13 protein-coding genes are annotated in these 12970 nt (G+C 70.5%); 2 read left to right on the forward strand and 11 right to left on the reverse strand.

Going from position 1 to position 12970, the window contains the following annotated elements:
• From ACXMYJ_RS02665 to rimP, 4 genes are all read right to left on the reverse strand, one after another.
• Window positions 1–366: translation initiation factor IF-2 N-terminal domain-containing protein (locus ACXMYJ_RS02665; RefSeq protein ID WP_460353811.1), on the reverse strand; the 366-nt coding region annotated here is incomplete at its 3' end.
• Window positions 367–479: 113 nt separating this feature from the next.
• Window positions 480–791 (reverse strand): YlxR family protein, encoded by a 312-nt coding sequence (locus ACXMYJ_RS02670; protein WP_396884386.1) that lies wholly within the window; start codon window positions 789–791, stop codon window positions 480–482.
• Between the two features lie 92 nt (window positions 792–883).
• Window positions 884–1945 (reverse strand): transcription termination factor NusA, encoded by a 1062-nt coding sequence (nusA, locus tag ACXMYJ_RS02675; RefSeq protein ID WP_260751580.1) that lies wholly within the window; start codon window positions 1943–1945, stop codon window positions 884–886.
• Window positions 1946–1947: 2 nt separating this feature from the next.
• Complete coding sequence (gene rimP, locus ACXMYJ_RS02680) at window positions 1948–2472, reverse strand: ribosome maturation factor RimP (RefSeq protein WP_260751579.1); 525 nt, start codon at window positions 2470–2472, stop codon at window positions 1948–1950.
• A gap of 139 nt (window positions 2473–2611) precedes the next feature.
• Here rimP and ACXMYJ_RS02685 point away from each other — a divergent pair, with 139 nt between their 5' ends.
• Window positions 2612–3121, forward strand: a complete 510-nt coding sequence (locus ACXMYJ_RS02685; protein WP_260751578.1) for a hypothetical protein — start codon at window positions 2612–2614, stop codon at window positions 3119–3121.
• Complete coding sequence (locus tag ACXMYJ_RS02690) at window positions 3118–3588, forward strand: ferritin-like domain-containing protein (protein ID WP_260751577.1); 471 nt, start codon at window positions 3118–3120, stop codon at window positions 3586–3588. The genes ACXMYJ_RS02685 and ACXMYJ_RS02690 overlap by 4 nt, the downstream gene beginning before the upstream one ends.
• A 9-nt stretch (window positions 3589–3597) precedes the next feature.
• Here the strand turns inward: ACXMYJ_RS02690 and ACXMYJ_RS02695 are convergent, their stop codons facing one another.
• The 7 genes from ACXMYJ_RS02695 to ACXMYJ_RS02725 all read right to left on the reverse strand — a co-directional run bounded on the left by ACXMYJ_RS02695 (window position 3598) and on the right by ACXMYJ_RS02725 (window position 12956).
• A complete protein-coding gene (locus tag ACXMYJ_RS02695) occupies window positions 3598–5358 on the reverse strand; it encodes a proline--tRNA ligase (RefSeq protein WP_260751576.1) in 1761 nt (586 codons plus the stop codon).
• Between the two features lie 46 nt (window positions 5359–5404).
• Complete coding sequence (locus ACXMYJ_RS02700) at window positions 5405–7036, reverse strand: MFS transporter (protein ID WP_260751575.1); 1632 nt, start codon at window positions 7034–7036, stop codon at window positions 5405–5407.
• 33 nt (window positions 7037–7069) lie between these two features.
• A complete protein-coding gene (cobA, locus tag ACXMYJ_RS02705) occupies window positions 7070–8278 on the reverse strand; it encodes a uroporphyrinogen-III C-methyltransferase (protein WP_260751574.1) in 1209 nt (402 codons plus the stop codon).
• Between the two features lie 23 nt (window positions 8279–8301).
• Complete coding sequence (locus tag ACXMYJ_RS02710; RefSeq protein WP_460353818.1) at window positions 8302–9666, reverse strand: cobyrinate a,c-diamide synthase; 1365 nt, start codon at window positions 9664–9666, stop codon at window positions 8302–8304.
• 301 nt (window positions 9667–9967) lie between these two features.
• Complete coding sequence (gene cobO / locus ACXMYJ_RS02715) at window positions 9968–10582, reverse strand: cob(I)yrinic acid a,c-diamide adenosyltransferase (protein WP_260751572.1); 615 nt, start codon at window positions 10580–10582, stop codon at window positions 9968–9970.
• An 11-nt stretch (window positions 10583–10593) separates the two neighbouring features.
• The gene (locus tag ACXMYJ_RS02720) at window positions 10594–12435 is read right to left on the reverse strand and encodes a VWA domain-containing protein (protein ID WP_260758055.1); all 1842 of its coding nucleotides are present in this window, start codon (window positions 12433–12435) and stop codon (window positions 10594–10596) included.
• A gap of 74 nt (window positions 12436–12509) precedes the next feature.
• Window positions 12510–12956 carry a GNAT family N-acetyltransferase gene (locus ACXMYJ_RS02725; RefSeq protein WP_260751570.1) on the reverse strand — a complete coding sequence of 149 codons (447 nt, stop codon included), beginning with the start codon at window positions 12954–12956 and terminating at the stop codon, window positions 12510–12512.
• Between the last annotated feature and the right edge of the window lie 14 nt (window positions 12957–12970).

Genomic DNA, 12970 nt, shown 5'->3' on the forward strand with positions numbered 1-12970 from the left:
GGCAGCCGGGCTGGGCGGTGCGGCCGGGGGCTGCGCCGGCGCGGCCGGCGGTGCCGGAGGCGCAGGCGGTGCGGCCGGTGCCGCGGGCTGCTGGACTACGGGAGGGCCGGGCTTGGGCGCCGGCCGGCTCTGCGGCGCGGCCGGCTTGGCCGCGGCTGCTGCGGAGCCGTTTCCGCCGGCGGCACCGGCGGACTTGTCCGGCTTGGATCCGCCGAACGATTCACGCAGCCGGCGCGCGACGGGAGCCTCCACCGTCGAGGACGCCGACTTGACGAATTCACCCTGCTCACTGAGCCGGGCGAGCACTTCCTTACTCGTGACACCGAGTTCCTTAGCCAACTCGTGCACGCGGGCCTTACCTGCCACTACATCTCCTGTCTGGGAGGCGACAGCGGTGGTAGGCGCCGCGCCTCGGTTTAGCTATGACGCATGGTCATCGGGACTTCACGGTGTGCTCATGTTCTTCGCTTACCTGTTCTCTAGCCCGAGTGTGTCGTGGCGCCCCCGGTCGGGAACGCGTCGGACAACGCGGTGATGTCCGGTGAACCGGTGATCCGTAGCGCTCGGCTGAACGCCCGCCGCCGAACTGCGGCTTGCAGGCAACCCGGATCGGGGTGCAGCCAAGCGCCCCGCCCAGGAAGCCGTCTCGCTTCGTCAACGGTCACGGCGTGCTCGCCATTCCCGGAGTCGACAGCGACAACCCGGAGCAAATCGACGGCCAGCTCTCGTTTCCGGCATCCGATGCAGGTCCGCACCGGTGCACCCGAGGGTTTGACGGTGTTTTTCCGCATCCGAGCCGATGTCTCGCGCTGGACCACGGCTGAGTCTACCGTCACCGCAGTGCTGAGAGGAAAACCGGTGCGCAATGGCCAGTGGTGTCGGCTCAGTGTTCGCCGGACCGTTCGCCGGACCTCTCCGGTCGCGGCGCGTGCGCGGACGGGCCGGGATGCCCTTCGGCCGCCGCATCGTCGCTGCGGATGTCGATGCGCCAGCCGGTCAGCCGCGCCGCCAGGCGCGCGTTCTGACCTTCCTTGCCGATCGCCAGGGACAGCTGGAAGTCCGGCACGATGACCCGCGCCGCCCGTGCGGCCTCGTCGATCACCGTCACCGAGACCACCTTGGCCGGCGAGAGCGCGTTGGCAACGAACCGGGCGGGGTCCTCGTCGTAGTCGATGATGTCGATCTTCTCGCCGGACAACTCGCTCATTACGTTGCGCACCCGCTGCCCCATCGGCCCGATGCAGGCGCCTTTGGCGTTGAGCCCGGGCGCCCTGGACGCGACGGCGATCTTGGAGCGGTGCCCTGCCTCCCGCGCCACCGCGACGATCTCCACCGAGCCGTCGGCGATCTCGGGCACCTCCAGCGAGAACAACTTGCGCACCAGGTTCGGGTGCGTCCGCGACAGCGTGATGAGCGGTTCCCTGGCCCCGCGGGTCACCCCGACGACGTAGCAGCGCAGTCGGTCGCCGTGCTCGTAGCTCTCACCGGGCACCTGTTCGGCGGCCGGAATCACGCCCTCGGAACCCTTGGTCTCGCTACCCATCCGCACCACCACCAGACCGCGGGCATTGGCGCGGGCATCGCGCTGGATCACCCCGGCGACGATGTCACCCTCGCGGGCCGAGAACTCGCCGTAGTTCTTTTCGTTCTCGGCGTCGCGCAGGCGCTGCAGGATCACCTGCCGAGCCGTGGTCGCCGCGATCCGGCCGAAACCCTCAGGGGTGTCGTCCCATTCGTGCAGCACATTGCCGTCTTGATCGGTCTGCCTGGCCATGACCTTGACCACGCCGGTCTTGCGGTCGATGTCGATGCGGGCGTCGGGCTCGTGGCCTTCGGTGTGCCGGTAGGCCGTCAGCAGCGCCGTCTTGATGGTGTCGACCACCACGTCGACGGTGATTCCTTTGTCGGCTTCGATGGCATGCAGGGCCGCCATGTCGATGTTCATGCTCAGGCTTCCTCTCCGGAGACGCCGGCCAGCTCCAGCTCCCGTGGGTTCGGCGGCGAAAACTCCACCTGGACAACAGCTTCGGCGATCGAGTCGATCGCGATGTCGCGGACCGTCAGGTTGTTCCGGGCCTCACGCACGACGACCCCGACGGTGCCGTCGCCGACGCGGCCGATGCGGCCGGTCAGCGTCGAGCCGTCGACCAGCGCGATCCGGGCGAGCCGGCCCTGCGCTCTGCGGTAGTGCTTCTCGGTGGTCAGCGGGCGGTCCACCCCAGGTGACGTCACCTCGAGCACGTAGGGTGCGGTGTCGAGATCGTCGAGTAGCGCGGACGCCGTGCGGGACAGTTCGGCGATCGAATCGAGGTCCAGGCCCCGATCACTGTCGGTGACGACGGTGATGCGCGGCGGACGCGCGGCGGTGTCGATGACCACGTCCTCGATGTCGTATCCGGCGCGCGCGAATTCGCCGTCGAGCAGTTCGACCACCTGTCGTTGCGACGGTAATCCCGCAGACCGCTCCGCCACGGCGAGCTCCTCGTCTTGAGTTGTCCGGACACGGCCCGCAGGAAGGGCTCCTGCGAATCCGACACCCCACGATACGCCAGCGCCGAGGGGTCAAGGACCGAAAGCACGCGGCACCGGGACGGGGTGGCAGGATGTGGTCGTGCCGAGCCAGCCGCCGACCGTCAGCCGTCGACGTGTGCTCGTCGGTACGGCCGCCCTGGCCGCCTTGGGTGTCGGCGCTGCGGCCTGCGGCGCCCCGTCGCCTCCCCCTGACCTCGACGATCTCACCACCGCACTGGACCGGGCCCGCTCCGACAGCCGGCTCGCCGGCGACCTCGCCACCACGTCGCGCGGACAGCTCGCCGACGCGCTGACAGAGGTCGCCGCGCAGCGCTCGGCGCACGCCGAGGCGCTGGCCGAGGAGATCGTGCGCATGACCGGGCAGGCCGCCCCGACCACCAGCGCCACCGCCACGACGACGTCGACCCCGGCGTCGGTGCCCGAACCGCGGGTCGACGACGTGATCGGCGCGCTACGCACGTCGGCTGACAGCGCCGCGGCCGCGGCCGGCGCGCTGTCCGGATACCGGGCCGGACTGCTGGCGTCCATCGCCGCCTCCTGCACGTGCGCCTACACCGTCGCCCTGGCCGGCGCGGGGGGTGCGCGATGACCTCACCCCGCCCGGACGCGCCGTCGCGGCCCGACGACGCGGCCGACGGCGCGCTGTTCGACGCCCTGGCCACCGAGCACGCCACCATCTACGGGTACGGCCTGGTGTCCGCGCACTCGACTCCGGAGGTGAACTACCTGGTCTCGGACGCGATGGCAGAGCATCGCAAGCGGCGCGAAGCGGCCGTCGCCCTCCTGGAGGAGCGCGGGGTCGAGCCCGCCCTGCCCGCGGCCGGCTACCGGATGCCGTCGGAGGTGGACACACCGAAGGACGCGGTCAACCTCGCGATCACGATGGAGGAGGACGCCGCGGTGGCCTGGCGCGCCGTTGTCGAGCAGGCCACCGACCAGGACGTCCGAGCCTTCGGCGTGACCGCACTGACCGAATGCGCGATCACCGCCGCACGGTGGCGCACGATCCGCGGAGACACCTCGGTCACCGTCGCGTTCCCCGGCGGAACCGAATAGAGCCTCCCGTCACGCCCCGGCGAGCGCGGCGCTGATCAGCTCGGCCGCCTCCGCCGCGGGGATCTCGCGCTTGTCGCCGCCGAAACGGTCCCGCAGCTCGACCACCCCGTCGGCCCATCCGCGGCCCACCACGACGATCCACGGCACCCCGAGGAGTTCGGCGTCCTTGAACTTCACCCCCGGCGAGGCCGTGCGGTCGTCGAGCAGCACCTCGACACCGCGCCGGTCGAGTTGAGCGGCCAGTTCGGTGGCGCCGGTGCGCGCGTCGGCGTCCTTGTTGGCGATCACCACGTGCACGTCGAACGGCGACACCGACGACGGCCAACGCAGGCCGAGTTCGTCGTGGTGCTGTTCGGCGATCACCGCGACCAACCGCGACACCCCGATGCCGTACGAGCCCATGGTCAGCCGCACCGGTTTGCCGTCCTCGCCGAGCACGTCGGCGCTGAACGCATCGGCGTATTTGCGACCCAGCTGGAACACGTGACCGATCTCGATGCCGCGCGCGGCGACCAGCGGCCCGGCGCCGTCCGGGGACGGGTCACCCTCGCGGACCTCGGCGGCCTCGATGGTGCCGTCGGGGGTGAAGTCGCGGCCGGCGACCAGGTCGACGTAGTGCTTGCCCGACTCGTCGGCGCCGGTGATCCAGGAGGTGCCGTCCACCACCCTCGGATCGACCAGGTAGCGAACACCGTTGGCCAACAGCGCCTTCGGGCCGATGTAGCCCTTCACCAGGAACGGGTAGCGGGCGAAGTCGGCGTCGTCGAGCATCGCGTACTCGGCCGGTTCCAGCGCCGCACCGAGGCGTTTGTCGTCGACCTCGCGATCGCCGGGCACCCCGACGGCGAGCAGTTCCCAGTCCCCGCCCGGCTCCCGCACCTTCATCAGCACGTTCTTCAACGTGTCAGCGGCGGTGACGGCCCGCCCGGAGAAGCTCGGCAGGTTCGCGCCGTTGGCCCAGTCGACCAGCGCGGCGATGGTCGGGGTGTCGGGTGTGTCGTGGGCGACGGCGTCGGGCAGGCCGTCGAAAGGGATCGGTTCGGGCGCGGTGGTGATGACGGCCTCCACGTTGGCCGCGTAGCCGGACTGCACGCAGCGCACGTAGGTGTCCTCACCGACCTCGCTTTCGGCCAGGAACTCCTCCGAGGCGCTGCCGCCCATCGCCCCGGACACCGCGGAGACGATCACGTAGCGAACCATCAACCGGTCGAAAATCCGTTGATAGGCCTCGCGGTGGGCGATGTAGGCGTTCTTGAGGCCGGCGTCGTCGATGTCGAACGAGTACGAGTCCTTCATCAGGAACTCGCGGCCGCGCAGGATGCCGGCACGCGGCCGCGCCTCGTCACGGTACTTGTTCTGGATCTGGTACAGCCGCAGCGGGAAATCCTTGTACGACGAGTACTCACCCTTGACGGTGAGGGTGAACATCTCCTCGTGGGTGGGCCCGAGCAGGTAGTCGTTGGCGCGGCGGTCCTGCAGCCGGAACAGGGTGTCGCCGTACTCGGTCCAGCGGTTGGTGGTCTCGTAGGGCGCACGCGGCAGCAGTGCCGGGAAGAGGATCTCCTGTCCCCCGATGGCGTCCATCTCGTCGCGCACGATCTTCTCGATCTTGCGCAGCACCTTCAGTCCGAGAGGCAGCCAGCTGTACAGGCCGGGGCCGACCGGCCGGACGTATCCGGCCCGGATGAGCAGCTTGTGGCTCGGGACTTCGGCGTCGGCCGGGTCGTCGCGCAGCGTGCGCAGGAACAGCTCGGACATGCGGGTGATCACAGGCGAACACCTTACTGACCCCGCACCTTCCGGCGGATTTCGGGACTTAGAGCTCCCCCGCGTCGATCGCGTCCTTGACTTCCTGGGCGTGCGCGACCTGCTCGGCGGTGTACTTGATGAACAGCGCCGCCCCGCCGACGACGATCGCGACCGCGGCCACCCACAGCAGGCCGTAGGCGTAGCCCTGATCCAGGGCGTGCAGCTGCGCGGGGTTCATGTCTTTGACCGGGCCGGTGGTGCCGCCGAGGTACAGCGTGCGCGACGTGATGACCGCCTGGATGATCGCGAGCACCACGGGACCGCCGAGGTTCTGCAGCATCAGCGCGATCGCCGACACCGGGCCGATCTGGTCGAAGCCGACGCCGGCGATCGCCGAGATCATCAGCGGCACGACGATCATGCCGATACCGAAGCCGCCGATCGTGATGGGCAGCACCAGATTCGGGAAGTACGGGATTCCGGCGTCCAGGGTCGAGCCGTAGAGCATCGCGGCCAGAACCAGGACGCCGCCGCCGATCACGAGCACCCGGGGCGGGAACTTCGACACCAGCGCCGAGGACAAGCCCAGCCCGATGCCGAGTGCGATCACGAACGGGATGAAGCCGACGCCCGCCTTCAGCGCGCTATAGCCCATGATGTCCTGCACGTACAACCCGATGGTCACGGTCAGGGTGAACATCACGCCGCCGGCGAGGAAGATGGCCGCGAACGTGGCGACCCGGTTGCGGTCGTGGAACAGCTCGAACGGCACGACCGGGTTTTCGGCGGTGCGCTCGACCCACAGGAATGCGAGCAGGCAGCCGACGGCGGCGACGCCCGAGGCGATGGTCACCGGCGAGACCCAGCCGGCCTCCGGGCCCATCGAGAACGCGAACACCGCCGCGGTGCAGCCCATGGTGGCCAGCAGGGCGCCGGCCGCGTCGAGCTTCAGGCGCTCGCGGTTGGTCTCGCGCAGAGTCTTGCGGGCCAGATAGATCATGATCAGCCCGATCGGCACGTTCACCAGGAACGCCAGCCGCCAGGACACCTCGGTCAGCGCGCCGCCGACCACCAGGCCCATCACCGAGCCGACGCCGGTCATCGCGGCGAACACCGCGGTGGCCGCGTTGCGTGCGGGGCCCTTCGGGAACGTTGTGGCGATCAGCGCCAGCGCTGTCGGCGACGCGATCGCCGCGCCCACCCCCTGCAGCAGCCGGGCGATGACCAGGGTGGCCTCGTCCCATGCGATGCCGCACAGGATCGAGGCGATGGTGAACAGCGTGACGCCGACGATGAAGGTGCGCTTGCGGCCGATGGTGTCGCCGAGTCGGCCACCGAGCAGCATCAGGCCGCCGAAGGTCAGCACATAGGCGGTGATGACCCAGCTGCGGCCCGCGTCGGAGAGGTTGAGTTCATCCTGAATCTTCGGCAGTGCGACGATGGCGATGGTGCTGTCCATCGTGGCCAACAGCTGCATGCCGCCGATCGCGATGACCGCGGCGATGAAGCGCCGCGACGGCAACCATGCCGGTGTCTTGCCAACTCGTGCTCCGTCGCCTCCGCGGCCGCCGGCCGTCTCACCCGTCCCCGTGACGCGGGCGGGCAGGGCTCGCTTCGGGGCCCGCTCCGAGCCCCGCTTGTCCCTGCCCTCTGCATCACGTCGGATGGCGGCACGCTCCGCATCGTTGAGAGCCGTCATAACGGGCTACCCTACAGTAATATTAAGAATCCTCTAAGCCCCGAAGCCGGCCACAGCGCCGATCACGATGATCGCCGGGGGCCTGATGCCGTCGGACCGGATCCGCTCAGGGGCGTCGGCGAGCGTCGCTCGCAAAGTCCGCTGCGCGGCGGTCGTGCCGTGCTGAACCACCAGAACCGGCGTATTCGCTGGTCTGCCGCCTCTTAGCAGCACTTCCACGAACTGTTCGATCCGTTCCACAGCCATCAGCAAAACGATGGTGCCGCTCATCGCGGCCAGCGCATCCCAATTCACTAACGATTCGGGGTGGTCCGGCGCAACATGGCCGCTGACCACCACGAACTCGTGGGTCAGACCGCGGTGCGTGACCGGTATCCCGGCCAGCGCGGGGACCGCTATGGCACTGGTCACACCCGGTACGACGGTGACCGGAACCCCGGCTTCGGCGCACGCGATCACCTCTTCGTACCCGCGGGCGAACACGAACGGGTCGCCACCTTTGAGCCGGACGACGAACTTGCCCTCCCGGGCCCGCGCGACGAGCACCTCGTTGATCGCGTCCTGCGCCATCGCGCGCCCGTACGGGATCTTGGCCGCGTCGATCACCTCGACCTCGGGCGAGAGCTCGGAGAGCAGGTCCTGCGGGGCGAGCCGGTCGGCGACCACGACGTCGGCATGCGCGAGCAGCCTGCGGCCCCGCACGGTGATCAGCTCGGGATCCCCGGGTCCCCCGCCGACCAGAGCGACGGTGCCCTTCGTCACCCCCGGCGCCGCCGAGCTGTCCACCCCGATCAAGCCCTGCGCAAGGGCCTCGTGAATCGCGGTGCGGATGCCGGCGGAGCGACGGTGCTCGCCGCCGGCCAGCACGCCGACGGACAGACCCTCGTAGTCGAAGGTCGCCGGCGTGACGGCGGTGCCCTCGACCGCGACGTCGGCGCGCACGCAGAACACATGCCTGCGCTCGGCCTCGGACACGATCGCGGCGTTCACCGCGGGGTCGTCGGTGGCGGCGATCACATACCAGGCGCCCTCCAGGTCGCCTTCACGAAACTCGCGCAGCGTCAGCGTGATTCCGTCGATGGCCTCGACCGCCGGGGTGGCGGCCTTGGTGATGACGTGGACGTCGGCGCCGCTGGCGACCAGCAGCGGCAGGCGCCGCTGCGCGACGGTGCCCCCGCCCACGACGACGACCTTCTTGCCGGCCAGACGAAGGCCCACCAGATAGGCGTTCTCGGAACTCACACTGCTCCTCGCGTCCGCCGAACTCACCCGGCGAGCTTAGAGGTTGCCGCGGCCGCGACGAAGCGGGCGACTGCCTGCGGGTGCGCGGCAGGGTGGGTGTGCAGATAGCCGGCGTGCACCCCGCCGAGCACCGCGCCGTCCTCGACCGGGCGTCCACCGCGGCCCGCGTAGCGCCATGCGGGTGTCCGGTCGGAGGCGAATTTCACTGTGGTCCGGTGGAATTCGTGACCGACCACCCGGTCTCCGACGGCGTGCAGCGACGAGTCCGCGACCGCCACCGCGTCACGGTAACCCAGCGTCAGCGAGTCGGTGAACGCCGCCGATCCGGACACCACGCCGCACATCGGGTGTCCGTCGAGGTCGTCCACCAGGTAGGTCAGGCCGGCGCATTCGGCGTGCACGGGGGCGCCGCGCCCGGCCAGCGCCCTGATCTGCGCCCGCACGGGTTCGTTGGCCGACAGCTGCGGCCCGAACTCCTCGGGGAACCCGCCGGGCAGCACCAGCGCCGCGCAGCCCTCGGGCAACGGCTCCGCCAGCGGGTCGAAGTCCACCACATCAGCTCCCGAAGCGGTCAGGATCTCGCGGTGCTCGGCGTATCCGAAGGTGAACGCCCGGCCCGCCGCGAGCGCGACGGTGACCCGCTCGGTCGGCGCGCACTGGGACGGGGTCCACGACGGACCGTCGACTCGGCTGGCGGCGACGGCGACGACGGCGTCGAGGTCGACGTGGCGGGCCACCAGCTCCGTCATCGCGGCGACCGCGGCGGTGGCCCGGCGGCCGTGTTCGACGGCGGTGACCAGGCCGAGGTGGCGCGACGGGACGGCGAGTTCGTCGGCGCGCGGGATGGAGCCGAGCACCGGCACCCCGGCCTGCTCACACGCTTGGCGCAGCACGTCGTCGTGGCGGGGCGAGCCGACCCGGTTGAGGATCACCCCGGCCAGCCGCACGGACCGGTCGAACGTGGCGAAACCGTGCAGCAGTGCGGCGATGCTGTGACTCTGGCCCCGCGCATCGACCACGAGCACCACGGGAGACCCGAGCAGCCCCGCCACGTGTGCGGTGGAGCCCCGGGCCGGGCCGGCAGCGATGTCGGCGATGCGGCCGTCGAACAGTCCCATCACCCCCTCGACCACCGCGATGTCGGCGTCGTCGCTGCCGTGCCGGTACAGCGGCCCGATCAGCGGCTCGCCGACCAGCATCGGGTCGAGGTTGCGGCCCGGCCGGCCGGTTGCCAGCGCGTGATAGCCCGGGTCGATGAAGTCGGGTCCGACCTTGAACGGCGCCACCCGGCGGCCGGCCCGGCCCAGCGCGCCCATCAGCCCGGTGGCCACGGTCGTCTTCCCGCTGCCGGAAGCCGGCGCGGCGATCACGACGGCCGGGGTGCTCACGCGCCGCTCCCCCACCTGCGCGAGCGTGCGTGTCTGCGGGCGACACTCCGCGGAAACTCCGAATATTGCGCACGCTCGGCGGCGGTACCACCGGTTGGGCGACACGCGTGCGCCGCGCTGGGACGAACCTGCGTTGATGGCGGGTGAGTGAGAGAGGCCGACCAACGTGCGCCGGCGCGGGACGAGTACAAGCTGAAACCGAACGAGCGTGCGCCGAATGCGGTGCGAGTGTGCGCTTTCTTCGGGAAATGCACGGCGTGTCGGTCGCAGACACGCACGCTCGCGCAGGGGGGGACGGCGCTCACCACTCGATGCCCTTCTGGCCCTTGCGGCCGGCGTCCATCGGGTGTTTGACCTTGGTCATCTCCGTGACCAGATCGGCCGCGTCGAGCAGCTTCTGCGGCGCGTCGCGGCCGGTGATCACCACATGCTGGGTGCCGGGACGGGCCGTTAGCGTGGCGACCACCTCATCGACGTCCACCCAGCCCCACTTGAGTGGATAGGTGAATTCGTCGAGCACATAGAAGTCGTGGCGCTCCTCGCCGAGGCGGCGCGCGATCTCGGCCCAGCCGTCCGCCGCCGCGGCTGCGTGGTCCACCTCGGAACCCGCCTTGCGCGTCCACGACCAGCCGGCGCCCATCTTGTGCCATTCCACCGGACCGCCGACCCCGCGCTCGTCGTGCGCGCGGCCGAGTTCGCGCAACGCGGTCTCTTCGCCGACCTTCCACTTCGCGCTCTTGACGAACTGGAACACCGCGATGTCGAAGCCCTGGTTCCACGCGCGCAGCGCCATTCCGAACGCGGCCGTCGACTTACCCTTGCCCGGCCCGGTGTGCACCGCCAGCAGCGGAGCGTTGCGCCGCGCGCGGGTGGTCAGGCCATCGTCGGGAACAGTCAGCGGTTGCCCCTGTGGCATCGCGCCACCTCCTATGCAGCGCCCCGGTCGGCCTGCGCCTTGACCAGGGAGGTGAGATTGTCGGCCCGCAGTTCGGCCAGCCGCACCGCCGGCGCGCCGAGCTGACGAGCCAGCTCCTGTGCCAGATCGAGCCTGATGTAGGACGTCTCGCAGTCGACGACCACCGCGGCCGCGCCTTCGGCGACGAGCCGGGCCGCCGCGGTCCGCGCGCGCCCCAGCGGGTCCGGCCCGCCGGTCGCGCGGCCGTCGGTCAGCACCACGACCAGACTGCGACGGGCGCGGTCCCTGGCACGTTCCCGGACCACCATGTCGCGTGCCGCGAGCAGCCCCTGCCCCAGGGGTGTCCGGCCGCCGGTGTCGAAGCGCGAAAGCCGCCGGCTCGCGATGTACACCGACGACGTCGGCGGCAGCAGCACACTGGCGTCCTGGCCGCGAAACGTGATGACCGCGACCTTGTCCCGGCGTTGGTAGGCATCCCGCAGCAGCGACAGGGTGGCACCCGCGACGGCCGACATCCGGTCCCGCGCCGCCATCGACCCCGACGCGTCGACGACGAAGATCACCAGATTGCCCTCGCGTCCCTCCCGGACCGCGCGTCGGACGTCGTCGGGGGCGGGCCGCACCGCGCCGGGACCGGCTTGCCGGCCCGCGGCCGTGAGCAGCGTGGCGAACACGTGCATCCCGTGGCCGGCGTCCGGCTCGGCGGTCTCCGACACCACGGTGCCGGTCCGGTTGCGTGCCCGGGAGCGACGCCCGGGCGCCCCTTCGCCGACGCCGGGGACGACGAGAGCGCGGGTTTTGAAGGTGGTCGACGGCGGTGCGCTCTGGCGCGGCGGCGCACCTGAACGGCGTTGCTGCCCTTGACCATCAGAAGGCTGCTCAGACTCGGGAGCCCCGCCGCCGGACGGATCCGGGTCCGGCTCGGGATCCGGCTGCGCCTCTGCTGATTCGGCCGCCTGCTCCATGGCCTCGTCGAGCCGATCCTGGTCCAGTCCGGGATCATCGAACGGGTCGCGGCGGCGGCGGTGCGGCAGCGCGAGTTCGGCAGCCACACGGATGTCCTCTTCATCGACCGTCACGTCACCCGTCGTTTGGCTCGCCCCGGGGGTCGAACCGCGCCACGCCGCGTGGGCCACCGCGGTGCGAGCCACCACCAGGTCTGCGCGCATGCCGTCGACGTCGAAGGCTGCGCACAGTGCCGCGATGCGCCGTAACTCGCTGTCGGGCAACACCACTTCGGCGACCAACGCCCGTGCCGCCGCGATCCGGGCGGCCAGTTCGGCGTCCTCGGCGGCGTACCGGGCGGCGAACGCGGCCGGGTCTGCCTCGTAGGCCAGCCGGGCGCGGATCACTTCGGCACGGACATCGACGTCGCGCGACGCCGCCACGTCGACGGTGAGCCCGAACCGGTCGAGCAACTGCGGACGCAGTTCCCCCTCTTCGGGATTCATCGTGCCGATGAGCACGAACCGCGCGTCGTGGCTGTGCGAGACGCCGTCCCGTTCGATGTGCACCCGCCCCATCGCCGCGGCGTCCAGCAGCACGTCGACCAGATGATCGTGCAACAGGTTGACCTCGTCGACGTAAAGCACTCCGCGGTGTGCGCGCGCCAGCAGCCCCGGCGAGAACGCGTGTTCGCCGTCTCGCAACACCTTCTGCAGGTCCAGGGATCCGACGACCCGGTCCTCGGTGGCGCCGATCGGCAGTTCCACCAGCTGCCCGCCCTCGTCGCCGGCCGTCCTGAACGCAGCGGCCAGCACCTGCGCAAGGCCGCGCACCGCAGTCGACTTCGCGGTGCCCTTCTCCCCGCGGATCAGGACTCCACCGATGTCGGGCCGAACAGCGCACAGCATCAACGCCAGGCGAAGCCGGTCGTGGCCGACGACCGCGCTGAACGGGTAGATCGGAGGGGACGGATCCAACGAGGTCACGGCTTCACCATCGGCACGTGCGGGATCCCGTCGTCGAGGAACTCGTCACCGTTGCGGACGAACCCGTGCCTGCCGTACATCTCCTCCAGGTAGGTCTGGGCGTTGATATGGCAGGGGAAGTCACCCACCTCGGCCAGCGCGGCCTGCAGGAGCCGGGCGGTGTGTCCGCGGCCGCGGTCACCGCGTTTGGTGCACACCCGGCCGATCCGGAACGCCTTCTGCCCAGCCGGATGTTCCTCCATCAGGCGCAATGTCGAAATAACTTCTCCTTCAGGGTTTTCCAGCCAGAAGTGGCGCGTCTCGGCAAGCAGATCCCGACCGTCGAGCTCAGGGTAGGGGGTGGCCTGCTCGACCACGAACACCTCCACGCGGAGCTTGAGCAACTCATAGAGGGTCGCGGCGTCGAGGTCCTTAGCCCAGCTGCGGCGCAGCGCCACTGTCATCCGGTGGTCCCGGC

This window comes from Mycobacterium sp. ZZG (genome assembly GCF_054786995.1).